Raw genomic sequence first — 26,728 nt, forward strand, 5'->3', positions numbered from 1 at the left:
GTCACCCCGGCCTCCTCAACACCTGCCCGAACACCCGCCCCTCAGAGCGAGGCATCCTCCGCGCCCTCGGACAGCATGCCAAACGCATAGTCCGCAAAGGACCGCCAGCATTCGACGCGGAACGTCTCTTCCTCGACGCGGTAAAGGATGATCTCGATCTTGCCGAAGACGGTGCGCGTGACGGCACCCACCGGGAAGGCGGCGAGCGAGAGGTCGAGCGGGCAGGCCGCATTCAGCGTATCGGCGGCAGCCGGACCCGAAACGATGATTGCCGTATTGCGGTGGGAAATGTCCGCCGCCGAATGAACCACGCCGGAGGCGGCGCAGTCGGCCATCAGCGCGTCGCCCTTCTCGTCGATCAGGAACCACTCGTCCGGACCGATCCAGAAGGCAGTGCGGCCCTTGGCCGAGGCGGAGGTTTTCGGCTTTGTCGGCAGCTTCAGGCCGAGCGACTTGGAAAGCGCCGCCACGGCATCGGCGCCTGCCCGCAGCGACACGCGGATCGCGGGAAGCGCCGGGGTGAGGCGCACCTTGGCGCTGCCGCCGTGGAAGCCGGACAGGACCGTCTTGCGCTCTGCGGTAAACGTATCAGCCATGGATGCGGACTCCTTCCTTGTCAACGAACACCATGTCGGTGACCTCAACTGCGATGGTCTTGTCCTTCATCGGCACGTAAAGCGTCTCGCCCATCCGGCCGCGTCCACCGGCCACCATGGCAATCGCAATCGAGCGCCCGAGGTTTTCCGACCAGTAGGACGAGGTGACGTGACCGAGCATGGTCATCGGCTTCGGCTGGTTCGGGTTGGCGACGATCTGCCCGCCCTCTTCCAGCACTTCGTTCGGATCCTTGGTGAAGATGCCGACAAGCTGCTTGCGGCCTTCCTTGACGAGGTCAGGTCGTTTCATGCCGCGAATACCGACAAAGTCGGTCTTCTTCTTCGACACCGCCCAGGAAAGGCCGGCATCGTCAGCCGTCAGCGTTCCGTCGGTGTCCTGACCAACGATGATATAGCCCTTCTCGGCGCGCAGTACGTGCATGGTCTCGGTGCCATAGAGGCAAGCACCAAGTGATTGCGCGCGCTCCCAGATCTGGCGGAAGACATCGGCGCCGAAATCGGCGGGCACGTTGACTTCGAAACCGAGTTCACCGGTAAACGAGACGCGGAAGAGACGCGTCGGCACGCCGCAGAACATGCCTTCGGCCACGCTCATATGCGGGAAGGCCTCGTTCGAGATGTCGATGCCCTCGACGAAAGGCGCGATGATATCGCGCGCCTTCGGACCCTGGACGGCGATGACAGCCCATTGTTCGGTGGTCGACGTCAGCCAGACCTTCAGATGCGGGAATTCCGTCTGCAGATAGTCTTCCATGTGGTGCATGACACGCGGCGCACCGCCCGTCGTGGTGGTCACGTGGAAGCGATCCTCGGCCAGACGACCGACGACGCCATCGTCATAGATGAAGCCGTCTTCACGCGTCATGATGCCATAACGCGCCTTGCCGGGCTTCAGCGTGTCCCAGGCATTGGTGTACATCAGGTTCAGGAACTCGGCAGCATCGGGCCCGACGACCTCGATCTTGCCGAGCGTCGAGGCGTTGAACACGCCGGCCGCGTCACGCACCGTCTTGCATTCGCGGTTGACGGCGGCATGCATGTCCTCGCCCGCCTTGGGGTAATACCAGGCGCGCTTCCAGTTGCCGACATCTTCATAGACGGCGCCCTGGGACACTTCATAAGCATGCATCGGCGTCTTGCGCACCGGATCAAACAACGCATCGCGCGAATGGTTGATCAGCGTGCCGAAGGTGACGGGCGTATAGGGCGCGCGGAAGGTGGTGAGACCGACCTGCGGGATCTCCTTGCCGAGCACTTCGGCTGCGATCGCCAGACCATGCATGTTGGAAAGCTTGCCCTGGTCAGACGCCATGCCGTTGGTGGTGAAGCGCTTGATGTGCTCGATCGAATGCATGCCTTCGCGCACGGCCAGACGAATATCCTTGGCGCAGACATCGTGCTGGAAGTCGACGAAAGCCTTGACGTTGTCCTCGCGGCCAGCGCCTTCGGCAGCGCCGATCATGCCGCCGGTCCAGCCGTGGGCATTGGCGCCGGAGAGCGAGAGCGAAGGCGCCTCAGCTGCACCCGCAGCCTTGGCCGAGGAGAGACCGGCAGCCGTCGCCTCGTCGAGCAGCGCCTGCAGGTCGTCAGTGCCATTGCAGCCACCGACAGAGACGCAGTCCTGCACGTAGATATCAGGCAGAAAACGGTCATTGGCAGCATCATATTTCAGCTTGCCGCGCGACTGCGAGAACATGTGCACAGACGGCGTCCAGCCGGCTGACATCAGAAGCGCATCGACCTCGATCTTGCGAGTGGAACCGCCGCCATTGCGACGAACGGTGATCGAGCGGACGCGTAGACGGCCTGATGTGTCGACCACTCCGTGGCCGGTCAGCACCTCGATGCCGAGCGCACGCGCCTGGGCGAGAACGCCGTCGCCCGGCTTTTCGCGGGCATCGACGATGACGGGTACGGAAACGCCCGCCTTCTTCAGATCGATCGCCGCTTCATAGGCCGAGTCATGCGCCGTGTAGACGCCGACCTTGGCACCGACAGCGACGCCGAAATGGTTGAGATAGGTGCGGCCGGCAGAGGCCAGCATGATGCCCGGACGGTCGTTGTTGGCGAACACCATATGACGCTCAATCGAACCGCTGGCGATGATCACGCGCTTGGCACGCACCTGCCACAGCCGCTCGCGCGGCTGGTCCTTCGAGGGCTTGGCGATATGGTCGGTGACGCGTTCGACCAGCGCCACGTAATTGTGGTTATGATAGCCAAACGCCGTCGTGCGGGAGAGCACGGTGACGTTGGACATACCCTTGAGCTTGGCGACGGTGGCCTGTGCCCAGTCCCAGCCGCTCTGGCCGTCGACGGTGGCACCTGTATCGAAGTGGAAGGCACCGCCCATTTCCGGCTGTTCATCGACGATCATGACGCGCACGCCCGTCTGGGCGGCAGCGAGCGCCGAGGCGAGACCGGCGGCACCACCACCGATCACCAGCACGTCACAATGGGCGTAGCGGTTGGCGTAATGATCCGGATCGGCTTCCTTCGGGGCATGGCCGAGACCGGCGGCGCGACGGATGAAGGGCTCATAGATCTGGTGCCAGGCAGCCTTCGGCCACATGAAGGTCTTGTAGTAGAAGCCGGCGGCGAAGAAGGGCGATAGCAGATTGTTGACCTCGCCAATGTCGAGCGACAGCGACGGCCAGCGGTTCTGCGTCTCGATCTTCATCCCGTCGAAGACTTCCTGCACGGTCGCTCGCACATTCGGCTGGCGGCGGGCAGCGTCACGCGAGACGTCGAGCAGCGCATTCGGCTCTTCCGGACCTGCGGTCAGGATGCCGCGCGGACGGTGATACTTGAACGAGCGGCCGGCGAGATGCATGCCGTTGGCGATCATCGCGGATGCGACTGTGTCGCCCTCGTAAGCCGTCAGCGTGCGGCCATCGATGGTGAAGCGGGCAGTCAGCGCCGGCGTCAGGCGGCCCTTGCCGGGAATACGGTTGGCAGCGCTCATGCCTTTTCTCCCTTCGATGCAGACGGGGCAACCAATGTTGCAGGATCGGGCATGGGTTCACCGGCCTTGTAGGTCAGCAGAATCTTGTCGGAGATCGTGTCGCGGGCAGCATTGAAGAAGCGACCGCAGCCATGGATATGGCGCCAGCGCTCGAAGATCAGGCCCTTCGGGTTGTCGCGCAGGAAGAAATAGTCGGCGAATTCCTCGTCCGTGATCGAAGCGATGTTTTCCGGGCGTGCGATATGCGCTTCACCGGCGGCGCGAAACTCGAGCTCTGCACGCTCTTCTTCGCAATAGGGGCATTTGATGACCAGCATGATGGATGATCCCTAATTCAGTGCGCCACGGCAGCGGCGGCTGCCTCGTCGATGAGGCGGCCGGTGCGGAACCGGTCGAGCGTCAGGCCCTGAGCCAGCCGGTGCGGCTCGCCCTTGGCGATGAGATGGGCAAAGAGGTTGGCAGACCCCGGCGTCGCCTTGAAACCGCCCGTACCCCAGCCGGCATTGACGAACAGGTTCTGAACCGGCGTGACGCTCTGGATCGGCGAACGGTCGGCCGTGTTGTCGGTGATCCCGCCCCACTGGCGCATCATCTTCACACGACGGAACATCGGGAAGAGCTCGCAGATGGCATCCAGCGTATGGGTGATGATCTGCATGCCGCCGGTCTGGCTGTAGGAATTGTACTGGTCGGTACCGGCACCGATGACCAGCTCGCCCTTGTCCGACTGCGAGATATAGGCATGCACGGTGTTGGACATGACGACGCAGGGGAAGATCGGCTTCAGCGGCTCGGACACGAGCGCCTGCAGCGGCGTCGAGTGAACCGGAAGGCGCACGCCCGCCATGCCCATGACGACGGAGGAATGGCCGGCAGCGGAAACACCGACCTTCTTGGCGCCGATGAAGCCGCGCGTCGTCTCGACACCGGTCACTTCGCCATTCGGGCCGCGACGGAGCCCCGTCACTTCGGTGTTCTGGATGATGTGCACGCCGCGATCCGACGCTGCGCGCGCATAACCCCAGGCAACCGCATCGTGGCGCGCGGTGCCACCGCGACGCTGAAGCGCAGCCCCATTGATCGGGTAGCGCGCGGTCTTGGAGATATCGAGCGGCGGGCAAAACGCCTTGGCCTGCTCCGGCGTCAGCCACTCATTGTCGATGCCATAGAGGTTGTTGGCATTGACATGGCGCTTGAACGACTGCTGGTCATGCACATTGTGCGACAGCATCATCACGCCGCGCGGCGAATACATGACATTGTAGTTGAGGTCCTGGCTGAGGCCCTCCCAGAGCTTCAGCGAATGCTCGTAGATGTCCATGCTCTCTTCATAGAGATAATTGGACCGGATGATCGTCGTGTTACGGCCGGTATTGCCACCGCCGAGCCAGCCCTTCTCGATCACGGCGACATTGGTGATGCCGTGCTCCTTGGCCAGATAATAGGCGGCGCCCAGACCATGGCCGCCGGCACCGATGATGATGACGTCATAGGACTGCCGCGGCTCGGGAGAGACCCACTGAGCCTCCCATCCCTTGTGGGCACGCATGGCCTCACGGACAACGGCAAAGACCGAATATTTGCGCATTCGCCTTAAACTCCTGTGGTTCAGGCACTGGGGTAGGACGATACACCTGGCAGATCAACCCACGTCGTGACGTCCGTTTTGCGACGCAATGTCATCCGTCTTTCGACACCCTCGCCGAAGGGCACTCATCGACGCAAAATTCTTGGCGGGAAGCCTTGCGCCATATGGACTTCACCCGCTTGTTCTGGTAATTCGCAGCCTAATCGCCGGACTCACGGGCCGGGCGAACTCATATGCTGTTTCCGTTGATGTGACCTGCATCGGCGGAAGGACCAACTCAAAGAACCAAAGGAACGGGATAAACGTGCAGGTACTAGTCCGCGACAACAACGTTGACCAGGCGCTCCGCGCTCTCAAGAAGAAAATGCAGCGCGAAGGTATCTTCCGCGAGATGAAGATGCGCGATTTCTTCGAAAAGCCGTCCGAAAAGCGTGCACGCGAAAAGGCCGAAGCCGTTCGTCGCGTCCGCAAGCTGGCGCGCAAGAAGATGCAGCGCGAAGGCCTGCTGCCGGCTGCGCGCGGCCGTTGATCTGCCCCGATTTGGGCGTTTTCCTGTGAAATGAGGGCGGGGGCGAGACGAATCGCCGCCGCTCTTTTGATATGCAACACGAACTTGCGCTGTCTGCTGCCTCCTTGGCGCTGCCAGCTGCCGGATGATGCGCCTCATGACGAAAACCTCCGTCCTCACCACCGCCTTCCACGCCAAGCGCAGGCACAGACTGGCTTCTGCAGCCGTCTTGCTCGCCGCCCTGACCCTGGTGGGCTGTGCCACGACGACGGAAACCACTGATGTCATCCGCCTCGACCGCGCGCAGGGATCGGAAGAGAACATCGCCTCCCTGACCGCCGTCATTCAGGCCAATCCACGCGATCCGGAAGGCTACAACGTGCGGGGCTCGGCCTACGGACGCGCCGGTCAGTTCAAGCAGGCGCTCGACGATTTCAACACCGCATTGCAGCTCAACCCGCAGTTCTTCCAGGCTTATGCCAACCGCGCATTGGTCTATCGCAACATGGGCAAGCCGGTCGAAGCTGCGGCAGACTACAACATGGCGCTGAAGATCAACCAGAATTACGACGTTGCCTATATCGGCCGCGGCAACATCTATCGCCAGGCTGGCCGTATCGACGAAGCCTTCGGCGACTTCAACCGCGCCATCCAGCTCGACACAACCGATGGCCGCGCCTATCACAACCGCGGTCTGATCTACCAGCTGCGCGGCGATCACCCCAAGGCGATCGAAGACTTCTCCAAGGCCATCTCGCTGTCACCGCGCGCACCGGAGCCCTACAATGGCCGGGGCGTGTCCTATGCGGCGCTGAATGACGACGACAACGCCTTTGCCGACTTCAACCTCGCCATCGAGCTGAACAACAACATCGCCGAAAGCTGGGCCAACCAGGCTCTGATTTACGAGCGCCGTGGCGACAAGGCCCGCGCTGCAAAATCCTATTCGCACGCGCTGCGTCTGGATCCGAAATACGAGCCCGCCAAGCAGGGCCTCGCCCGCACACGCGCAACGACGAGCTGAGCTCTACAATCACGACCGATCATGACGAACGGCGGGGCAACCCGCCGTTTTCTGTTGCGCAGGTCGCGGCCTGAGCAAGACAGACACCGGCAAACAAAAAAGGCGACCCGTTGCCGGATCGCCTCGTCGAGACTGTGATGTGCCCAGTCAATCAGCGCATCATGAAGATGCCAGCGACCGTCAAAACGATCCAGATGAAGAACCCGCCGATCAGGCCGGCACCGCCGAAGAAGCCTGCAGCCATGGCGATCATCAGCGTGACGAGGAGCACGGTGCCATACTTGGTGCCGGCGATGAAGAGGTCGTAGGTCTTCTCGTGCTCCTTGTAGTCCATCGAAGCACCGGTTTCGACCGGACCGGAATGATGTTCGCTCATGTTCGATCTCCCAAATCGTAGGACTGGCGGCACCACGGCAGAATCACGCTAGATGCGGCTGTGGGCGGAATTTTATCTTTTTCCCGCATACACAAACGACAAGCAGAGTGCAATCGCCTCCATTGTTCGTGGTCAATAATCCCGTCCGGCGACGGCACCCGTGATCTTGCCAGCCGCCACGAGGCGCGCCGACGGCAGGATCGTCAGCGGCGTTGTCGGCAGGTGCGCCTCCTGCCGTCCGAACATCAGCCGTCGTTCATGCACACCGGAATCGAAGAAGGGGTATCGCTTCAGAAGCTTTTCACCCGTCGTATGGGTATTCGTCGCCATCAATGTCAGTTCGAGACCATAGATCTCCGTCATGCGCCGGTCGACCACCGTCTCGGCGTAGAAGACGCGCTTGTAGAACGCAGCATGATGAGGGCGTACATGCTGAAGGACCCGGTCGGCCTTGAAGTAGGCGGCCGCAACGATGCTCGGACGAAGGGTGATGTATGGCAGGATCGGAAGTTCTGCCGCAACGTCCGGATCGACCGCGAAACGCGCCGGGTCGATCAATGTCAGGCCGGCATCGAGATAGGCCTCCATCACGTCGGGAAAGACGCCTGCAGACTGCGAAAGAGGATGGGCTGGGTTGACGTGATGCAGCCGGATCGTGCTGACGAGTTCCTCGAAGTAGTAGATCCCGAAGACATAGGCATGTGGATCGAAATCCGCCTCGTCGATCATGCTTGGAGCTGCGACAGGCAAGACATTCGCCGCCTTGTATGCCTTGTAGCGAAGCTGTTCGATGTCTTCGAAATCTTCCTGGGTTTCGACCCGGCGATACTCGATGAAATCGAGATGCCGCATCAATCGTTCCGAAAAGCCTTCCAGTTCCATGCCAGACGCTCGCCCCGGTCGTTGCCGATGCCAATGGGGTATCACGCCCTGTTCCCAGCCGCCCCCCTCAATATTAACAAGCAATTAAAATGACAGGTATTAAGGTTAATGGTTGCGAGCGAAATCAATGTCTCGCAAGGCACCGGAATGAAGAGAAAAAGCTGACAATTGAAACGCAAAGACTGCGGCCCGGAATATCTTCAGGCGACGCCAGCCTCCCCCTTGATGCCCGTGAGCTCCGCCTGTTCGGCGAGTGCGGCCACGGCATGCGGACTGATCGGCATGGAAAACACATAGCCCTGGATGAGATCTGCACAATTGTGCTTCTTGATCAGCGCCAGCTGCTCCCGCGTCTCGACCCCCTCGATCACGATTCCGATGTCCAGCCCTCGTGCCAGGCTGACGATGCCACGCAGCAGCTTGAGGCGGCGCGCATTTTCGCCGATGTCCCGGACGAAGGAACGGTCGATCTTGACGACATCGACCGGCAGCGTGTCGAGATAGCTGAGGCTCGAAAAACCCGTGCCGAAATCATCGATCGAGATCGTGATCCCGAGCTGCCTCAACCTGTCCAGCATGGCACGGGCGGCGGACAGTTCCTCGATCAGGCTGCTCTCTGTAACCTCCAGATGCAAGCGCTTCGCTGAAAGCCCGGTTTCCTGAAGGATGCGCTCAACGGTTCCGGCGAGATCGCCGTGGCGCAGGTCATGAACCGAAAGATTGACAGACACGCCGATCGTTTCAGGCCAGTTGCCGCAGTCGATGCAGGCCTTGCGCAGGACCTGGTGTGTGATAGCCGAAACGATGCCCATCTCCTCGGCAATCTGGATGAAGATATTGGGGGCGATCGCACCTTTCTCCGGATGGTGCCAGCGGGCCAGCGCCTCACAGCAGGCAAGGCCACGCCCATCCGGGGTGAACATCGGCTGGTAGACGACCGTTATGTCATTGTCATCGACAGCTGCCCGCAGGTCGGCCTTCAACCGCTGGCGCTCAAGATAGCGCGCGTCCATCTCGTCGGCAAACAGGGTGAACTGGCCACGGCTGCGAGCCTTGGATTCGAACAGTGCAATGTCGAGCTTGACCGGCCAGTCGTCCATCTTCACGTCGGCACTGGCGAGCAGAACCGCGCCAGCGGAGAAGTTGACCGGAATGTGTGATCCGGCGACATCGTAACTTCCGAAGGCTGCGGCATGCAGGCTGCGCATGTCGGCCTCGAGGTCCTCGCGCGCCTCCACATTGGGGAAGAAGCAGATGAAGTGGTCGCCCACCAATCGACCGACCACCGCCTTGCCGGCCGCCAGCTCCGTAAGCCTGGTGGCAATCGCGACGAGCAGCCTGTCACCCGTCAGATGCCCCTTGAGGTCGTTGACATGCTTGAAGTCGGTCACATCAAGGATCATCAGCCCGATCATCGGACCGAATTCCCCGGGTCGCTCCATGCGCTCGCGAACCAGATCGTTAAAATACGCCCGCTGCGGCAGACCGGTCAGGCTGTCATAGCGGGCCATGTGGAGGATCTTCCGGTCCGCACGCACCCGCGCCGTCACGTCTTCGAAGATCAGGACAACGCCCCCTTCATCTCGACGCTTGGCGGAGAACTCCAGCACGAGATCGTCGGAGAAGTGCATCATGGCCCGGTTGGACAGCCCCTGCGTCAGCTGCGCGAGTTGCTTCTGCAGCAGGCTGGGCATCGCTCCGTCGATGAAGGTATGGCGGACACCGTAGCGCAGGACCACATCGAGATCGCACCCCGCCAGCCGCCCCCGGTCGCCGAGATGGAGCAGTTCGCAGGCCTTGCGGTTGATAACCTCGATTCGGTTGCCGGGATCGAGCATGATCAGGCCGTGGGTCATGTTGCTCAGCGCCGTATCGAACCGGTCGGCAATTTTCGCCATCTCACGGGAGGCAATGACATTCTCGTACAGGAACTCGCGCACGCCGTTCGCCATGGCCCGCACTGTCAGGCCGAAGGGCACCAGCATCAGGGACAGCAGCGCCTTGAAGATGTCCTGCGCGAGAAGACTGCCGATCACCATCGGCGTGCAGCAGGCGAGCGTTTGCAGATCAACGGCAAGTCGCGAGCCATAGTTGCGCCCCACGACCGAAACCATCGACGCCATGGCGACGGAAATGCAGGCGAGCTCGGCGAAGGTGTCCTCGAAGGCAAGCATGGCGTAACCGCTGCCCACGCCGAGAATGGCTGCCGTAGAAGCAGCCCCCAGCACATAGCGGCGTTCCCACGCCGCGATCCGCTCTCTGGTCAGGGACTTCTTGTCCTCGCGATCGAACAAGAAGAAGGAGTGCAGGCGGAACGCGAAGACGAGGACAAAGCATGCACAGAGCAGGAGATAGAAGGAAGCACCCGTCTGCACGAAGACGGTGACGAAGGTCAGGATGTGGACAACCATGCCGGTGAACAGCGTGAAGCGGTTGTCGAACAGTGAGCTCACAAACGACAGATAGACATCCGTGGGCACATGCTGGTCATGCCCCTTCTCGGCGCTCATCATCTGCCCTCCCGGCGAGGTTGGACGCGAAACTCAGATATCAAATGATATGTCTTTCAATCCCTGCGCCCCATGAAAGGGCCAAAAAGCATGTCCTAAAACGTCACAGTAACACTCCAACCGAAGCAGATGCTAAAATGCACTGCTTCGAAGCGGGACGCAAACGACTAAGTCAGAACCTGTTAAGGCCAACCAACCGGAACCGTTAAAATGCCACAGATCGGCACACGTCCCGTGGAAAGGGCGCCGCCACCCTGTGGCGCGGAGGCACACACGGCGCTTCAACTTTCGTCGGCTCCCGGGGACCATGTGCGCAGTCCAGTTGCGCGCGCTTGGCCATTGCTCTAAGCACGAAACGACAAGGGGAGAACAAACACAATGACAATCCTGTTGGCTGTTTCCCGGCTGATCGACGCGATCAACGGGGCCATCGGGCGCTGGGTTTCCTGGCTGCTCCTGGCCGCCGTCCTGATCAGCGCCGGCAATGCCGTAATTCGCAAGACCTTCGACATTTCCTCCAATGCCTGGCTTGAGGTCCAGTGGTATCTGTTCGGTACGGTGTTCATGCTGGCTGCGGCCTATGCACTCCAGCGCAACGATCATGTGCGCATCGACGTCTTGGCTGGCAACTTCAAGAAGCGGACGCGAGACTGGATCGATCTCCTCGGCCACATCTTCTTCCTGCTGCCGTTCTGCCTGATGATGACCTACTTCGCATGGCCCTTCTTCTGGCGTTCCTTCATGTCGGGCGAAATGTCCTCCAACGCCGGTGGTCTGATCATATGGCCGGCAAAGGCAAGCATCTTTGTCGGCTTCTTAATGCTGAATCTCCAGGCATTCTCCGAGATCATCAAGCGCTACGCCATCATGCGTGGCGACCTGGAGGAACCGACGATCGTATCCGGACACGCCCAACCAGAACAGGCCGAGAACGCAACCAGGCAGACGAAGGAGGGCAGCAATGCTTGATCTTTTCGCCCATAACCTTGCGCCGATCATGTTCGTCATTGTCATGGGCATGCTCCTGCTCGGTTATCCCGTCGCGTTTACCCTGGCTGCAGGCGGTATCTACTTCTTCATCTTCGGCGTTGAACTGAGCCACATTTCGCCGGAGATCCGTCTCTCCTGGCCGCTGGCGCAGGCGAACATGAACCGTGTCTTCGACATCATGCGCAACGACACGCTTCTGGCCATTCCCTTTTTCACCTTCATGGGGCTGATCCTTGAGAGATCACGCATGGCGGAAGACCTGTTGGACACCGTCGGCCAATTGTTTGGAACGGTGCGCGGCGGTCTGGCCTTTGCGGTTGTCATCGTTGGCGCCCTGCTGGCGGCAACAACCGGCGTGGTGGCCGCCTCGGTCATCGCCATGGGCCTGATCTCGCTGCCGATCATGATGCGCTACAACTACCACCCCGGCCTGGCAGCCGGCACGATTGCCGCGTCAGGCACGCTGGCCCAGATCGTACCCCCGTCGCTCGTCCTGATCGTGATGGCAGACCAGCTCGGCCGTTCCGTCGGTGACATGTATGTCGGCGCCATCGTGCCAGCGATGATGCTGATCGGCATGTACTGCCTCTACATCTTCGCGATCACGCTGCTCAAGCCAAAATGGGTCCCGGCCCTGCCCCCGGAAGCGCGCCCGCTGGGCAGTGGCGGACGTTCGCTTTACCTGATCCTTGTCGCCGCAGTGCTGCTGTATGTGCTCGCTTATTATCTCATCTTCGGTAGCTTCCGCTATGAGACGCGCGTTGTCTGGTCGGCCTTGCTGGCAACGGTTCTGCCTTACCTCTTCGCGCTGGCAAACCGGCAAATGAAGCTGGGCTATCTCTCCAAGATGGCAGAGCAGGTGATCATCGTCCTCATTCCACCGCTGGCGCTGATCTTCCTCGTCCTCGGCACGATCTTCCTTGGCATTGCCACACCGACCGAGGGTGGTGCCATGGGCGCGGCAGGTGCCCTGATCATGGCAGCCGCGAAGGGCCGCCTCGATTTCAAGACCCTGTCGCAAGCTCTGGAAGCAACGGCCAAGCTGGCGACATTCGTGATGTTCATCCTCATCGGGGCCCGTGTCTTTGCCCTCACCTTCTATGGCATCTCCGGTGACATATGGGTCGAGGATCTGATGCTGGCGCTTCCGGGTGGCCAGACCGGGTTCCTGATCGTCGTGACGATCATTGTCTTCATCCTCGGCTGCTTCCTCGACTTCTTCGAGATCGCCTTCGTTCTCGTGCCGCTTCTGGTGCCGGTGGCAGAGCAGCTTGGTATCGATCTGATCTGGTTCGGCGTCCTTCTCGGCTTCAACCTCCAGGTTGGCTTCCTAACGCCACCCTTCGGCTTTGCCCTGTTTTACCTGCGCTCCGTTGCACCGACCAAGGCCTGGTACGACAAGACGACCGATCGGATGATCGACCCGATCACGACGCGCGCGATCTATACCGGGACGCTACCCTTCATCGTGATCAACATCGTCATGCTGGGCATTCTCATCGCGTTCCCTGGCCTCGTCACCCACTACAAGTCCGAGCCGATCCAGATGAACCAGAGCGACATCAACAGCCAGATCAACAATGCCGGCGGATCAGGATTCGGTCAGCCGGGGATGAGCCTGGATGGTGGAATGGAACTTCAAGGCACGCCGTCATTCGGGCTTCCGGGGCCGGGAGACGGCATGCCAGCGCTCCCGAATTTCGGAGCACCCGCAAACCCGCCTGCTGGGGGTGCAACTCCACCAGCTCCCTAAGTGATTGCAGTTCTACGCGATACCGGCGACTTGCCACGCGTTGATCGAAAGCATCATGCTAGAACCTCGAACCCGGCGGAAACGCCGGGTTTTTCTTTGCACGAGCAACCGATGGCGGGCGCAAGCCTGTCAACCAACGGAAAAGGGCCCCGGGACTTTCATCCCGGGGCCCTGTCGACCGATTAGCAGTGAAAGGCTTAGAGCTTGCCGGCGCGCTGCTGAAGCATCATGAACGTGTCGAAGCTGTATTCCGACAGCTGGAACCACAGATAACCGTCGCCGCGATAGCCCATGTAGGAATCGTGCAGCTTCTTGAACTGCGGGTTCTCGGCGCTGATCTGCCCATAGACCTTGGTTGCTGCATCGAAGCAGGCTTCCAAGATCTCGCGGCTATACGGACGAAGCTGCGTACCCTCGGCGACGAGCTTCTTCAGAGCGGCCGGGTTGAGGCTGTCGTAACGCGCCATCATCACGCCGTTGGCAAGTGCCGAAGCGCTCTTGATGATGCCCTTGTAGTTGTTCGGCAGCTCGTTCCACTTGTCGAGGTTGATCATGTTCATCAGCGTCACGCCACCTTCCCACCAACCGGGATAGTAGCAATAGGGCGCGACCTTGTTGAAGCCGAGCTTGGCGTCGTCGTAAGGGCCGACGAATTCGGCGCCATCGATCGTGCCGCGCTCGAGAGCAGCGTAGATGTCACCACCCGGGATGTTCTGCGGAACAACGCCGAGTTCGGAGATGATACGTCCGCCAAAGCCGCCGATGCGGAACTTCAGGCCCTGCAGATCGGCAACGGTGTTGATTTCCTTGCGGAACCAGCCGCCCATCTGCGCACCGGTATTGCCAGCCGGGAACGAGATCATGTTGTTGGCGGCATAGAACTCGTTGAGCAGGTCAAGACCGCCGCCCTCGTAGAGCCAGCCATTGGTCATGCGCTGGTTCAGGCCGAACGGAACACCCGTGCCGAATGCCCAGCTCGGATCCTTGCCGAAGAAGTAGTAGGACGCGGTATGCGCCATTTCGATGGTGCCATCACGAACGGCATCTGCGCCTTCCAGCGCACCGACGATTTCGCCAGCGCCAAAGACCTGGATCTGGAAATTGCCGTCGGTTGCTTCGTTGACGGCTGCGGCAAACACTTCCGCCGCACCATAAATGGTGTCAAGCGCCTTGGGGAAGCCCGACGAGCAGCGCCAGGTGATCTTGGGGTTTTCCTGCGCGATGGCGGGTGCGGCAAGCACGGTGGACGCGGCTGCGCCCGCACCGGCAACGCCAGCCTTCTTGATGAATGAACGACGATCCATAAACTACCTCCCATTTAGTGGCCCCACCGGCGGGCATCGTCGGCCCCTCCCGGCAGCGATGCGCGAGCTAACCATTTTGGTCAAAGCGTTTCAAGCGCTTGCGTGCTATTCTTTTGGGTGAGGCGAAATGCCCCGCAAGCGCTTGTGACGACGAGGTTTTGTGTTAGCGCGAACAAGGATGGCGCTTGACAGGATATGCCTTCGGACGCCAAGCATGTCGCCTGTTCCAGGAGAGCTCGATGCCCAGACCGATCGTCGCCATCCCTGCAGATATCCGCCAGTTCGACGGAACCACCTGGCATGCCGTCCAGACCCAGTACGTGAAGGCGGCCATCAAGGCTGCCGAGGTCGTTCCCCTGCTGGTTCCGGCGCTGGAGGACGGCATCGATCCGGATGTGATTCTGGATCGCGTTGACGGGCTGCTCGTCTCGGGCTCCGCGACCAATGTCCATCCGAGCCTCTACGGCGCCGAAGTGAGGGAGAGTGATGGCCCGTTCGACCCCGCGCGCGACGCCACCTCCCTGCCGCTGATCCGCCGGGCGATCGACCGGGGCATCCCGCTGCTCGCCATCTGCCGGGGCATCCAGGAACTGAACGTCGCCCTCGGCGGAACACTGGCGACGGAAATACACGAACAGCCCGGCATCGAGGATCACCGCAAGCCGCAGCACCCCGACCGCGACGTCGCCTATGCCATCCGACAGGATGTGATCATCGCCGAGGGCTCCTGTATCGCACGCTATCTCGGCGCAGGGCGGGTGCCGGTGAACTCCCTGCATCGCCAGGCAATTTCCAAGGCAGCACCACGGTTGCAGGTCGAGGCACTGGCCGACGACGGAACGATCGAGGCCGTTTCGGTCATCGACGCCAAGGGCTTCGCTGTCGGTGTCCAGTGGCATCCGGAATACTGGGCTGAAACCGACGCGCCATCACGCGCCCTCTTCGAGGCTTTCGGAGATGCCGTCCGCGATTTCGCCGCCCGCCGGAGCCCGTCCTGATCAGGGCAGCATGAGCAGGGCGAGGTCGTCTGCCGAAGCCTCTGCCGCCTCGTAGGAAAAATGCCGCCCGCGCACCAGCGCAAGCACGGTGGCCCCGTGCCCATCGGTGATTGTCACGCTTCCGTCCTCGTTCTGCGTCCAGTTGGTCGCCCGGGTGAGCCCCGGCCAGACATGCTCGCAATCGGGTGGAGCGAAGAAATCCCGGCTTCGGCTCGTGAGCGCAGCACCGCGCTCCACCAGACAGACCGTCTTGCGGCTGAAATTCGATACCGAGAAGATGGCAGGCGGCGAAGCGGTCTGCATTTGCAGAGCGGCGGGAATGGGAAGTTCGGCTGTCCCGGCGGACGGAATGGTTCCGAGCACGATCGGATCCGCGACCTCCTGGTCTGCCGATTTCGGCACACCCCAGAGCGTGAGCCCGAACGCCGAAATACCCGCACAAACCAGGGAGGTCGCCACGATGGCGAGAGAGGTCTTCATGCGATCATCCTTCCGCTCGAAACCCCAGGTTCTGGCAGGATGCGCGTCGAAACTTGCGGAAGGCTGGCTTCGCGAATCAGTCCGGTGAGACCGGGGTTTCCGGGACCGGCGTCAGCGGTCGACCTTCATTGAACCAGGAGAGGAGATTGTCGACGACCAGATCGGCCATGGCATCGCGTGTCGGCACCGATGCAGAGGCGACATGCGGCAGCAACGAGACATTAGGCAGATCGATGAGCGCCTGCGGCACATGCGGCTCATCGGCGAAGACGTCGAGACCGGCACCGGCGATCGTGCCATCCTGAAGGGCGGCGATCAGGGCAGGCTGATCCACCGTCGAGCCGCGCCCCACATTGATCAGCACGCCGCTCGGTCCGAGCGCGGCAAGCACCTCGACATTGATTGCGCCGTTCGTCTGCGGCGTCGACGGCACGATCGAGATCAGGATGTCGACCGCCTTTGCCAGTCCCACCAGCGTGTCGTGATGGGCAAAAGGCACATCCGTGCGCGGTCGCCGGGTATGGTAGGCGATTTCTACCTTGAACGGGACGAGCCGGGCGGCAATCTCCATGCCGATGCGTCCGAGGCCGTGAATGCCGACCCGCCTCCCCTTGAGCGACAGGGGCGACAGCGGAAAGGCCCCTTCCCGCTCCCAGCGCCCGTCGCGCAGATGCCGCTCGGCAAAATGAAACAGGCGCACGGTGTTGAGCAGCAGCGCGATCGTGGTATCGGCCACTTCGTCGTTCAGCACGTCTGGCGTATTCGTCACCACAATCCCGCGCGCCGCAGCCGCCGTCACATCAACACCATCATATCCGACGCCGAAGCTCCCGATCACCTCGAGCTTCGGCAGTCGCGCGATGAGTGATGCCGGAAAACGGCCGGAAACGGCAGCGCCTCGCACCTGAGCGAGCTTCTCGACGTCGCATTCCGATGCCGACGCGTCGCCAGCCTCAAGAAGCTCGAACTTCTCGGCAAGGCGGGATCGCACGCGCGCATGGATACGACCGGGGATCAACATGACGGGGCGATCGGACATGGCTGTCTCCTGGCAGGCAAGGTTGGGAGCGGCCGGGCATGAAAACCGGCCGAGGGTCAGCGGCGGATAGGTCCGGTCGACTGGCGGATGCGCATCTCGGGCTTTATCAGGTGGATGCCATCAGGCTCATGACTTCCGGCCAGCTTGTCGAGCAGGGCGCGGGCGGCAAGCCGCCCGACCTCCGCCTGTCCGTTCCACACGGTCGTCAGCGATGGAGTGGCGATCGAGGCCTCCTCGAGGTCGTCATAGCCGGTGACCGAAATGTCCTGACCCGGGATCAACCCGGCACGGGCGATCCCGTTCATCAGGCCGATCGCAACGAGATCGTTCCAGCAGACGGCCGCCGTCGGCTTCTGCGGCAGGGAAAGGAAGTTGACCGCCGCCTCGAAGCCGCCCTGCTTGGTACGCGGTCCCGGGATGCGCAGCCCCGGATCCACCTCGATGCCGGCCTTGCGCAGGGCGTTGACATAGCCCTGGTAGCGATCACGGCCGGTGGATGTCTGGTCCGTGCCACCGATCATGGCAATCGAGCGATGGCCGAGACCGATCAGATGGTTGGTGGCAAGAGAGATGCCGTAGGTGTCGTCACCACGATAGATCGGCACCTCGACACCATCCATCGAACGCGCAATGAAGATCGCCGGCATGCCGTTGTTTTCCGCCAGCATGACGTCTTCCGGTGGTGTGCCGATGGCCGGCGACATGATCACGCCATCGCCGCCGAGCTGCAGGAGCGTTTCAACGAACATCCGCTGCTTGTCGACACTGTCATAATGGTTGGACAGGATGAAGGTATGCCGGCTGCGATCGAGTTCGGTCTCGATGGCCTTCAGGATTTCACCGTAGAACGGGTTCATGATGTCGTGCACGACCACGCCGATGATCCCGGAGCGGGACGTGCGCAGGCTGGCGGCGCGACGATTGTAGATATAGCCGAGCGCGCGCGCCTGTTCCTTGATCTTCTCGCGGGTATCGGCGGCCACAAGCGGGCTGTCACGAAGCGCAAGCGAGATGGTGGCGGTCGAAAGACCGAGCGACTCCGCAATGGTCGAAAGCTTTACCTTTTGTGCCACGTTTCCTCCCTCGCAGCAGAACGGCGGGCGTTTCATCGCCCTTAAAAGTTTTAATTAAACAATTTAAGGAGGTGTTTCAATCGTCTTCCTCGGCCTCGTTCGAAGGTCGCATAGGAGCATGGCCGGAGAGATTGCTGTCGATTACCGACAACAACTTGACCAGTGTCTTCAGCTCCTTGCCCGACAGCCCCTGGAGCGCCTGTGCCTCGCAGGCCGCTGTTGCCTCGGCGATGCGGGCCACGCTGCCACGCCCCTCGTCGGTGAGATAGACCTTGGTGAGCCGGCCGTCGCGATCATCGGTGCGACGAAGGACAAAACCCTGCGCCTCCATGCGCCCGATAGTGCGGGTCATGGTCGGCGCCTTCACGCCAAGCTGGTGGGCGAGCGCGCCGGGTGTCTGCCCGTCTCCCTGGGCGAGCAATTGCACGACGCCGTCCTGGCCGGGGTAAAGACCGCTTGCGGCAAGACCATGGGAAAGATGAGTGCGCATGGCGCGCGCAACCTGGGTAACGCTGGCACACAGAACGCCGGAGCCTGGCGGCTCCTTCTTCTTGCCCTTCTTCTTTTCGCCGCGGTCCTTGTCGGCCTTGTCCTTTTTCGCCATGACTCTCCCCGGTCGACACACGCTGCGGTCGCCACTTCATACACGCAGCGACGGCTGCAATGCATAACGAAGATCAGGAGCTTAGACCAGATGGCGAAACCAGCCCCGTGGTTCAAGGATAACGATCCGGAACTGACTGCAGCCGATCGGCACGACTGGATCGCCGTCCTTCCTCTTGGTGCCCATGAGCAGCACGGTCCCCACCTGCCCTTCGAGACCGACACGATCATTGCCGCCGGCATCGCCGAGCGTGTGGTTGCAGCACTTGCCGAACACCTGCCGGTCACCATGCTCCCGGTCGAACCTATCGGCTATTCCATCGAACACATGGACGTCGAGGGCACACGCACCCTTGACTATGACGAGGCGGTCACCCGCTGGCTCGGAATTGCCGAGGATCTCCATCGCCAGGGTATCCGCAAGCTCGTGCTGCTCAACGCCCATGGCGGCAATTCTCCGCTTCTGACCATCGTCGCGACCGAAGCGCGCGTCCGCTTCGACATGCTGGTGGTAGCCACCAGCTGGACCCGCTTCGGCCAACCCGAGGGCTGGATCAGGCCGGAAGACAAGGCGATCGACATCCATGGCGGCGATATCGAGACGTCGGTGATGCTGGCCCTCGCCCCCGAACGCGTCGACCTGACGAAAGTCCGCGCCTTCCCTTCCCGCCAATCCGAGTTTGCGGCGAGGTACAAACACCTGCGCGCCTACGGCCCGCATGCCTTCGGCTGGAAGATGTCGGATCTGAACCCGGACGGCGTCGCCGGCAATGCGGCCGCAGCAACGGCGGAGCGGGGAGACGGGCTGATCGCCCATGCCGTGGGCGGGCTCCTGGAACTACTGGAGGACGTGCATAGCTTTGATGTCTCGGACCTCGTCTCGACGTGACGAAAGCCTTTGAACTGGCGAAGCGGAACGCCTATATGGGGGTAATACCATTACAGCCGCATCGCCCGGCGCTCCCAGGACATCAGAGGCTTTCATGACCGAAGCATCCGTAAAACCGACTCCCGTCACCGTGCTCACCGGCTATCTCGGCGCCGGCAAGACAACACTGCTCAACCGCATCCTGTCGGAAAACCATGGCAAGAAATACGCCGTCATCGTCAACGAATTCGGCGAAATCGGCATCGACAACGACCTGATCGTCGAGTCGGATGAAGAAATCTACGAGATGAACAATGGCTGCGTCTGCTGCACCGTGCGCGGCGACCTGATCCGCGTCGTCGAGGGCCTGATGCGCCGTCCCGGCCGCTTCGACGGCATCATCGTCGAGACGACGGGCCTGGCCGACCCGGTCCCGGTCGCCCAGACCTTCTTCATGGACGACGACGTACGCTCCAAGACCGAGCTTGATGCGGTGGTCACGCTGGTCGATGCCAAGCACCTGCCGCTGCGCCTGAAGGACAGCCGTGAAGCCGAAGACCAGATCGCCTTCGCCGATGTCGTCGTCGTCAACAAGGCGGACCTCGTCAGCCATGACGAATTGCACCAGATCGAGCACATTGTGCGCGCCATCAATCCCTCGGCCCGCATCTACTCGACCACCCGCTCCGGCGTCGATCTCGCCAAGGTCCTGAACCAGGGCGCCTTCAATCTTGAGCGCGCGCTCGAAAACGATCCGCATTTCCTCGACCATGACGAGCCGGACCATGTCTGCGGCCCGGATTGCGATCACGATCATCATCACCATGGCCACGATCATCATGACCATGATCACGGGCATGATCATCACCATCATGATCACGGCCACGGCCACCACCACCATGACCACGCCCCCTCGGCGATCCATGACGTGACGGTGACCTCCGTGTCGCTGCGCGGCGGCGAGATGAACCCGGACCGCTTCTTCCCCTGGATCCAGAAGGTCACCCAGACGCAAGGGCCGAACATCCTGCGGCTGAAGGGCATCATCGCCTTCAAGGGCGACGAAGAACGTTATGTGGTGCAGGGCGTTCACATGATCGTCGAGGGCGATCACCAGCGTCCCTGGAAGGACGGCGAGAAGCGCGAGAGCCGCCTCGTCTTCATCGGCCGCGAACTCGACCGGGAGAAACTCGAAGCGAGCTTCAAGGCCTGCGAAGCCGCCGCATGAACGGGGCGCGCTGCGCCCCTCATCGCCTGAACTCTGCCTGAAAGAAAGCCTGTCCGTATGCCCACTGTCGCGCCGCTCGATATCGAAGGTCACGTTGTCTCGACCCATTTCCTCGGAGACATCCCGGTCTTTGCCGCCGCGACGGGCGCGATCCACCGACTGGATGGCGGCGAGAAGGTGACCGAGGCCAATATCGGCCTCCTCACTTGCATCAAGGATCCGGCAAGCCAGACACTGCTGACCGGCGGCGAGGATGGTCGCGTGTTGCGGATCGCCCATGACGGCACCGTGACTGAACTCGCCCATGTACCGCGCAAGTGGATCTCGGTCATTGCTCCTGGACCGCAGGGCGCCATTGCCTATGCCGTCGGCAAGTCGGCCTTCGTGCGCCTCGCAGACGGGACGACGAAGGAATTCACCGAGGAACGCACGGTCGAGGCGGTTGATTTCGCCCCCAAGGGGCTGCGCATCGCAGTTGCCCGGTACAACGGCGTGACACTGCATTGGGTCGGCACTGCAGGCGCACCTGTCGATCTCGACTGGAAGGGCGCCCATACCGGCGTCACATTCTCGCCGGATGGCCGCTTCGTCGTCACCATGATGCAGGAATCGGCGCTTCACGGCTGGAAGCTCGACGGCAAGGCCTCCGAGACGCGCCACATGCGCATGACCGGCTATCCGGCCAAGGTGAAGTCACTCTCCTGGTCGCCCAAAGGCAAGTGGCTTGCTTCGTCAGGCGCACCGGCTGCCATCGTCTGGCCCTTCTCGGGCAAGGACGGCCCGATGGGCAAGGCACCGCTGGAACTCGGCACCCGCTCCAACATCCTTGTCACACAGGTCGCCTTCCACCCGGTGGAGGAAGTGCTGGCGATTGGCTTCATCGACGGCATGATCCTGGCGGTGCGGATTGCCGATGGCAAGGAGGCCCTTTTGCGCCGTCCGGGCAAGGGCGCGATCACCTCGCTCGCCTGGAGCAGCACCGGCAAGCTCCTCGCCTTTGCCTCCGAAGCGGGCGACTGCGGCGTCGTCGACATCACCGGCTGATTGCGAAACCACCTCCCAAAGCGTTTCAGTTGCGTGCAAACGCACGAAGAATCACGCCTGGCGATCAAATACTGCGAAAATTCGCAGCATGCCGTTCATCATTCGCTCACCTTAACCATGTGGTAGTATTTCTCTCCCTAATTTCGGGGGGGACGAGCGAGAGACAACACAGCCGCGCCTCGTCGAGACTGGGAATCATTCCTCTAAGGCCATTCTTCAATTTGCTCTTCAACCACGGCAGCCAGGCCGAGGGCGCAAACCCGTGCGCCCGGTCAGCGCGCAGCCCTGCAAACGGACAACACATGAACCTGAACCTGAAAATAGTGGTGACGGCGGCAGGTCTTGCCCTCGCCGCCGGCATTGTTGCAGTGGCCGGCGTTGGCGCCCAGACACTGCAGACGCTGAAGGTCAACGGCCCGATTTACAAGCAGATCGTTGACGGCAAGGACCTGATCGCAGACATCCTTCCGCCCCCCCTCTACCTGATCGAATCCTACGCTCTCGCCAACGAAGTCTTCATTCATCAGGACACGGCCGCCGTGAACGTGCCGCGGTTTGATCTGCTCAACAAGCTCTATGACGAGCGCCGCGAATACTGGAAGAGCTCGACGCTTCCCGAAAACCTGCGCGCCAAGCTTTACAACGAGGTCATCGCCAAGGGCGATCGCTATTGGAGCACCTTGCAGAACGACCTGAAGCCCGCTCTTGCGGCCGGCGATGCAAGCGCTGTCATGCCCATTCTGGCGCGATTGAAAGTCGAGTTCCACGATCACGAGACCTCGGTGAACGAGCTCGTGACCATGGCGACGGAATATCTGGTCGACCGCGAAGCCTACGCGGCCGGCGAATCCTCGAGCCGCGAAGCTCTCGTTCTGACCCTTGGACTGCTCCTGATCGGAACCGCGCTCGGCAGCGTCTACTTCATTCATCGCCGCGCCCTAAAACCGCTCGGCGAGATCACCGGCTTCATGACAAACATGGCCTCGGGCGACTTTACGGCGACTGTGCCCTATGCAGACCGCCGCGACGAAATCGGCCACATTGCGGCCGCCGTTGAGGTCTTCCGACAGGCCGGCCTGGAAAACCAGCGCCTGCAGGCCGAGACCGAGGCAGCCCGGGCCGAGGCCGACCATGAGCGCGCCCTGCGCGACCAGGATCGGGTCATCGAAGCGGAAGCCTTGCGCTTTGTCATCGAGGCCCTCGGCGCCGGCCTGCATCGCCTCGCCGAATGCAACATCCGCATGACCCTGGACGATGCCTTCGACGCCCGCTTCGAGCCCTTGCGGCAGGACTTCAACCACTCCATTGCCACCTTCCAGGCAACATTGGAGAAGGTCATGGACGAAACCCGCCGACTGCTGGAGAACAGCCAGGAAATGCGCGAGGCCTCCAGCAATCTCGCGAGCCGCACGGAACAGCAGGCAGCAGCCCTCGAAGAGACCTCCGCGGCGCTCGAGCAGGTGACCGCCACGGTCCGCGCATCGGCAGACCGCACCAGCGACACCCGGGAACTGGTCCGGGAAGCAAAGAACTGTGCGATTGCGTCTGGAGGCGTCGTTCGCTCGGCCGTATCAGCCATGGAGCGGATCGAATCCGCCTCGTCCGAAATCGGCCAGATCATCGGAGTGATCGACGAGATCGCCTTCCAGACCAACCTGCTGGCGTTGAACGCCGGCGTGGAAGCAGCACGTGCCGGTGATGCAGGCAAGGGCTTCGCCGTGGTCGCCCAGGAAGTCCGGGAACTGGCCCAGCGCTCCGCCAATGCCGCACGCGACATCAAGGGTCTGGTCCAGAAATCGAGTGTCGAAGTGTCCTCGGGCGTCCAGCTTGTCGGCGAAACGGGCAGCGCCCTTGATCAGATCGGCGACTATGTCAGCCGTATCGATACCAATGTCGATGCCATCGCAACCGCTGCACGCGAACAGGCCCTCGGTTTGCAGGAAATCGGTGCCGCCATCAGCAGCATCGACCAGATGACCCAGCAGAATGCTGCCATGGTCGAGGAAACCACCGCCATCAGCCACACACTGGCCGAAGGTGCCGTGCAACTCACCAAGCTCGTCAACCATTTCCAACTGAGCGGGCGAAACGACAGCCGCAGCACCGAGCGAGGGATCGTCGGCCAGCGGGCCGCCTGACCGCTGCGATGCGCGCACGAAAGCGCCCGTCCCTCCGCAAGGAGAGCCGGGCGTCTTGTTTTCAGCCGTTCGGATCAGAACTTGACCGCGAGACCGACATTGACCACGTGCTGGTCGAAGTTCACGTCGGTGCCGCCGAGATCACCATCACCGAAATCATTGTAGCGATATTCGACGCGGGTAAAGACGCGATCGGTCAGCGCGTAGTCCACGCCACCACCAATGGTCCAGCCGTGCAGCGTGTCGTCTTCGTCAAAGCCAGTCCCTTGACCGGACACGTTGGTACCCGTGTAACCGCCGGCTGCGAACAGCAGGGCACGGTCCATGGCGTAGCCAACACGGGCGCGCGCCGACCAGTTCAGGCCGGAATCGAAGTCGGTACCGCCAACGGTCTCTTCGTTCCAGTCGTAGTTCAGGTCACCTTCGAGACCAACGACAAGCTGGTTGCCGAGATCCCAGTTGTAGCCGGCGAAGCCGCCGAACCGGGCGCCGTCGAAATCGGCCGAACCGGCGATGCCTTCGATCTCGCCCTCACCCCAACCGTAGCCGGTCAGGATACCTGCATAGCCGCCTGCCCAGGAAAACTGCGGCGCGGTTTCCACGACCGCCGGCGGTTCCGCCGGTGCTTCATAGATGGCGTCAGCCGCGAAAACCGAGGTCGAAACCGCCAGGGCGGCGGCAGATCCGAGAAGGATGCTTTTGAGCATGTGTTTGACTCCTGTGTTACAAGACCGGTTATAACGCCATTTGTGGTTTAAGTATGTGATGATTATACATCATAATCATCGAAACCAATCCGGCGCCTTTGTTCCCGCCCGTGCGAAATTTTTCGCGCCGGACCCCGCAGCAGGAAGCATCAAGCGACAAGATAGTTCCCCAGCGTGGCGGAAAAAGGACGGCTGTGTCAGGATTGCGCGAACCCAAGAAAGGCGGCCGTTCAAGCGATCCGATAACCCGGCGCAAAAGAAGACGCCCGGCTCTGGGAAGAACCGGGCGCGCCATTGACAAAGCTTGGGAGGGTCAGAAGCGGACGCCGAGGCCCACCTGCACGACATGCTGGTTGAAATCGATATCCGTGCCGTCGACCGTCTCACTGCCATAGTCGTTATAGCGGTACTCGCCGCGCGCGAAGATCCGATCCGTCAGCGCATAATCGAGACCGGCGCCGATCGTCCAGCCGTTCAACGTCTCGCTGATATCAACGCCCGTATCCTCGTATTTCAGCTGCGTGGCGGTCCAGCCACCGGCTGCATAGAAGAGTGCCCGATCAACGGCGTAGCCGGCACGGGCACGGAGACCGCCTTGCACGGTCGTCTTCAGCGTCTCTGTTCCGGCACTGTATTCGTTCCAGTCATAGGCGAGATCCGCCTCCAATCCGACGACGAAGCTGGAACCGGCGGTCCAGTTGTAGCCCGCAAAGCCACCGAACCGCCCACCGTCGAAATCAACATCTCCGCCCGTGCCGCCCTGGCTCAATGTCGTGTCGCCCCAGCCGTAACCACCCTGCACGCCGGCATAGCCACCGGCCCAGGACCAGGTGGAAACCTCCTCCGCCATTGGGGGTGGTTCCGCCGGCGCGCTGACCGCGTCAGCCGCCTGAGCACCACCAGCAAGGCCCAGCCCTGCCAGAACCCCGAGCAACAAAATTCTCTGCATCATTTTCTCCTTGATCCAAATGATAGCCAACGGCTCCGCTTGGCCTAAGAAATGCAGGTGGTGCGCACCAGTCCAATCTTTGCAGCTATGTGCCTCTCGTCCTTTCCCTCACGGTTCAGAAAAAGGGCGGACACCGTCGGCGCCCGCCCACAGATCAGCCGTCTGCAGACTCGGTTAGAACCGGTAGGTCACACCCGCACCAATCAGCCAGGGATCAAGCTTCGCCTTGCCCGAGTAGTCAGTACCCCCGATCGTCGCGTCGAAGTCGGCCTTGAGGAACAGCTTCTTGACGTCAAAGTTGACGCCCCAGTGTTCGTTGAACATGTAGTCCGCGCCGATCTGCAATGCCGTTCCGAACGTGTTCTTGACGTTTAGGCTGCTGGCCGCATCGCCCTCCTGGCTATAGAACATGGTGTAGTTCACACCCGCACCGATATAGGGCTTGAAGGCGCCGAAGTCGGTGAAGTGATACTGTAGCGTAAGCGTCGGCGGCAGCACCCATGTCTTGCCCACCTTGCCAACACTCGCCAGGCTGCCCTCGGCATGGATGTTGGCATAGGTCGTACCGAGGATCAGCTCGGCCGCGATATTGTCGGTGAGGTAGTAGGTGATGTCGAGTTCCGGGATCACGCTGTCGCTGTACGACAGGTCCGAGCCGGCAACACCATTCACCGAACCGCTGTCGTTGGTGATCACCCCGAGACCACGCACGCGGATCTGCCAGGGGCTTGCTGCTGCCACCGTTTCGGTCGCCGCCTCCGGAGCCGGTTCCATGAGAGGCGCGATATCCGCCGCGAGCGCTGCAGGGGCGAGCAGCATCAGCGTGGCGGTCGCGGCAAGGGCGCGGGTCGAGGCAGTCCGGACGGTGGTCATCATTCTCTCCTTGAAACAGATATTGGCGTAAGCCGAGGCCAGCTAGCAGCTCCGGAGAGGGGAGCCGCTTGAGCCAGATCAATAGGTTAGATGATAGTTATGAACTAATGCGATCGCATTCACGACTGTAACCGCGAAGCCACAGCCAGACTTGACGATTGGAAAACGGGCGCGCCAAGGCCGCGCCGCAGTGGTCGGAAAAGCAAAGGAA

24 protein-coding genes are annotated in these 26,728 nt (G+C 61.6%); 9 read left to right on the forward strand and 15 right to left on the reverse strand.

What is annotated here, in order from left to right; translation table 11 throughout:
- Positions 1-41: 41 nt before the first annotated feature.
- Genes J2045_RS00690 through J2045_RS00705 form a run of 4 tightly spaced genes read right to left on the reverse strand, consistent with a single transcriptional unit; the run spans position 42 to position 5,170 of the window.
- Positions 42-596, reverse strand: a complete 555-nt coding sequence (locus J2045_RS00690) for a sarcosine oxidase subunit gamma (RefSeq protein WP_307368015.1) — start codon at positions 594-596, stop codon at positions 42-44.
- Positions 589-3,582: a sarcosine oxidase subunit alpha gene (locus tag J2045_RS00695; protein ID WP_307368018.1), complete on the reverse strand. Its 2,994-nt coding sequence runs from the start codon at positions 3,580-3,582 to the stop codon at positions 589-591. Before J2045_RS00695 ends, J2045_RS00690 begins: the two co-directional genes overlap by 8 nt.
- The gene (locus J2045_RS00700; RefSeq protein ID WP_054148190.1) at positions 3,579-3,899 is read right to left on the reverse strand and encodes a sarcosine oxidase subunit delta; all 321 of its coding nucleotides are present in this window, start codon (positions 3,897-3,899) and stop codon (positions 3,579-3,581) included. The genes J2045_RS00695 and J2045_RS00700 overlap by 4 nt, the downstream gene beginning before the upstream one ends.
- Positions 3,900-3,916: 17 nt before the next feature.
- Complete coding sequence (locus J2045_RS00705) at positions 3,917-5,170, reverse strand: sarcosine oxidase subunit beta family protein (protein WP_307368026.1); 1,254 nt, start codon at positions 5,168-5,170, stop codon at positions 3,917-3,919.
- Positions 5,171-5,474: 304 nt separating this feature from the next.
- Here J2045_RS00705 and rpsU point away from each other — a divergent pair, with 304 nt between their 5' ends.
- A complete protein-coding gene (gene rpsU, locus J2045_RS00710; protein WP_006726944.1) occupies positions 5,475-5,699 on the forward strand; it encodes a 30S ribosomal protein S21 in 225 nt (74 codons plus the stop codon).
- Positions 5,700-5,823: 124 nt separating this feature from the next.
- Positions 5,824-6,702, forward strand: coding sequence for a tetratricopeptide repeat protein (locus tag J2045_RS00715; protein ID WP_166601481.1), 879 nt, complete (start codon positions 5,824-5,826; stop codon positions 6,700-6,702).
- 151 nt (positions 6,703-6,853) lie between these two features.
- On the opposite strand, the gene J2045_RS00720 is transcribed toward J2045_RS00715, so the two are convergent.
- The 3 genes from J2045_RS00720 to J2045_RS00730 all read right to left on the reverse strand — a co-directional run bounded on the left by J2045_RS00720 (position 6,854) and on the right by J2045_RS00730 (position 10,470).
- Positions 6,854-7,078, reverse strand: a complete 225-nt coding sequence (locus tag J2045_RS00720; RefSeq protein ID WP_166601482.1) for an aa3-type cytochrome c oxidase subunit IV — start codon at positions 7,076-7,078, stop codon at positions 6,854-6,856.
- 132 nt (positions 7,079-7,210) lie between these two features.
- Complete coding sequence (locus J2045_RS00725) at positions 7,211-7,960, reverse strand: N-acyl amino acid synthase FeeM domain-containing protein (protein WP_307368036.1); 750 nt, start codon at positions 7,958-7,960, stop codon at positions 7,211-7,213.
- Positions 7,961-8,160: 200 nt separating this feature from the next.
- Complete coding sequence (locus J2045_RS00730; RefSeq protein ID WP_370872965.1) at positions 8,161-10,470, reverse strand: putative bifunctional diguanylate cyclase/phosphodiesterase; 2,310 nt, start codon at positions 10,468-10,470, stop codon at positions 8,161-8,163.
- Between the two features lie 378 nt (positions 10,471-10,848).
- Here J2045_RS00730 and J2045_RS00735 point away from each other — a divergent pair, with 378 nt between their 5' ends.
- A complete protein-coding gene (locus J2045_RS00735; RefSeq protein ID WP_307368042.1) occupies positions 10,849-11,439 on the forward strand; it encodes a TRAP transporter small permease subunit in 591 nt (196 codons plus the stop codon).
- Positions 11,432-13,213 carry a TRAP transporter large permease gene (locus J2045_RS00740; RefSeq protein WP_307368045.1) on the forward strand — a complete coding sequence of 594 codons (1,782 nt, stop codon included), beginning with the start codon at positions 11,432-11,434 and terminating at the stop codon, positions 13,211-13,213. Before J2045_RS00735 ends, J2045_RS00740 begins: the two co-directional genes overlap by 8 nt.
- 197 nt (positions 13,214-13,410) lie before the next feature.
- Here J2045_RS00740 and J2045_RS00745 read toward each other — a convergent pair whose 3' ends face one another.
- Entirely contained in the window at positions 13,411-14,517 is a 1,107-nt protein-coding gene (locus tag J2045_RS00745; protein ID WP_307368047.1) for a TRAP transporter substrate-binding protein, read from the reverse strand.
- 239 nt (positions 14,518-14,756) lie between these two features.
- On the opposite strand from J2045_RS00745, the gene J2045_RS00750 reads away from it, so the two are divergent.
- Positions 14,757-15,515: a gamma-glutamyl-gamma-aminobutyrate hydrolase family protein gene (locus tag J2045_RS00750; protein WP_307368051.1), complete on the forward strand. Its 759-nt coding sequence runs from the start codon at positions 14,757-14,759 to the stop codon at positions 15,513-15,515.
- Here the strand turns inward: J2045_RS00750 and J2045_RS00755 are convergent, their stop codons facing one another.
- The 4 genes from J2045_RS00755 to J2045_RS00770 all read right to left on the reverse strand — a co-directional run bounded on the left by J2045_RS00755 (position 15,516) and on the right by J2045_RS00770 (position 18,711).
- Positions 15,516-15,995: a hypothetical protein gene (locus J2045_RS00755; protein WP_307368054.1), complete on the reverse strand. Its 480-nt coding sequence runs from the start codon at positions 15,993-15,995 to the stop codon at positions 15,516-15,518.
- A 76-nt stretch (positions 15,996-16,071) separates the two neighbouring features.
- Positions 16,072-17,034 (reverse strand): 2-hydroxyacid dehydrogenase, encoded by a 963-nt coding sequence (locus J2045_RS00760; protein ID WP_307368056.1) that lies wholly within the window; start codon positions 17,032-17,034, stop codon positions 16,072-16,074.
- Between the two features lie 56 nt (positions 17,035-17,090).
- Entirely contained in the window at positions 17,091-18,107 is a 1,017-nt protein-coding gene (locus J2045_RS00765; RefSeq protein ID WP_166601491.1) for a LacI family DNA-binding transcriptional regulator, read from the reverse strand.
- 76 nt (positions 18,108-18,183) lie between these two features.
- The gene (locus J2045_RS00770; protein WP_307368064.1) at positions 18,184-18,711 is read right to left on the reverse strand and encodes a MarR family winged helix-turn-helix transcriptional regulator; all 528 of its coding nucleotides are present in this window, start codon (positions 18,709-18,711) and stop codon (positions 18,184-18,186) included.
- Between the two features lie 90 nt (positions 18,712-18,801).
- Between J2045_RS00770 and J2045_RS00775 the strand changes: the two genes are divergently transcribed.
- The 4 genes from J2045_RS00775 (at position 18,802) to J2045_RS00790 (ending at position 23,988) form a co-directional block, all read left to right on the forward strand.
- A complete protein-coding gene (locus tag J2045_RS00775; protein WP_307368067.1) occupies positions 18,802-19,599 on the forward strand; it encodes a creatininase family protein in 798 nt (265 codons plus the stop codon).
- Positions 19,600-19,693: 94 nt separating this feature from the next.
- Positions 19,694-20,806 carry a CobW family GTP-binding protein gene (locus J2045_RS00780; RefSeq protein ID WP_307368072.1) on the forward strand — a complete coding sequence of 371 codons (1,113 nt, stop codon included), beginning with the start codon at positions 19,694-19,696 and terminating at the stop codon, positions 20,804-20,806.
- Between the two features lie 57 nt (positions 20,807-20,863).
- Complete coding sequence (locus tag J2045_RS00785) at positions 20,864-21,850, forward strand: WD40 repeat domain-containing protein (RefSeq protein ID WP_307368075.1); 987 nt, start codon at positions 20,864-20,866, stop codon at positions 21,848-21,850.
- Between the two features lie 302 nt (positions 21,851-22,152).
- Complete coding sequence (locus tag J2045_RS00790) at positions 22,153-23,988, forward strand: methyl-accepting chemotaxis protein (RefSeq protein ID WP_307368078.1); 1,836 nt, start codon at positions 22,153-22,155, stop codon at positions 23,986-23,988.
- Between the two features lie 74 nt (positions 23,989-24,062).
- Here the strand turns inward: J2045_RS00790 and J2045_RS00795 are convergent, their stop codons facing one another.
- The 3 genes from J2045_RS00795 to J2045_RS00805 form a co-directional block, all read right to left on the reverse strand.
- Positions 24,063-24,695 carry an outer membrane protein gene (locus J2045_RS00795; protein ID WP_166601497.1) on the reverse strand — a complete coding sequence of 211 codons (633 nt, stop codon included), beginning with the start codon at positions 24,693-24,695 and terminating at the stop codon, positions 24,063-24,065.
- Positions 24,696-25,008: 313 nt separating this feature from the next.
- Positions 25,009-25,644 (reverse strand): outer membrane protein, encoded by a 636-nt coding sequence (locus tag J2045_RS00800; RefSeq protein WP_307368083.1) that lies wholly within the window; start codon positions 25,642-25,644, stop codon positions 25,009-25,011.
- A gap of 174 nt (positions 25,645-25,818) precedes the next feature.
- On the reverse strand, positions 25,819-26,517 hold the full coding sequence (locus J2045_RS00805) for an OmpW/AlkL family protein (protein ID WP_307368086.1): 699 nt from the start codon (positions 26,515-26,517) through the stop codon (positions 25,819-25,821).
- Positions 26,518-26,728: the final 211 nt, after the last annotated feature.

Source organism: Peteryoungia aggregata LMG 23059 (assembly GCF_030814435.1).
GTDB lineage: Bacteria > Pseudomonadota > Alphaproteobacteria > Rhizobiales > Rhizobiaceae > Allorhizobium > Allorhizobium aggregatum.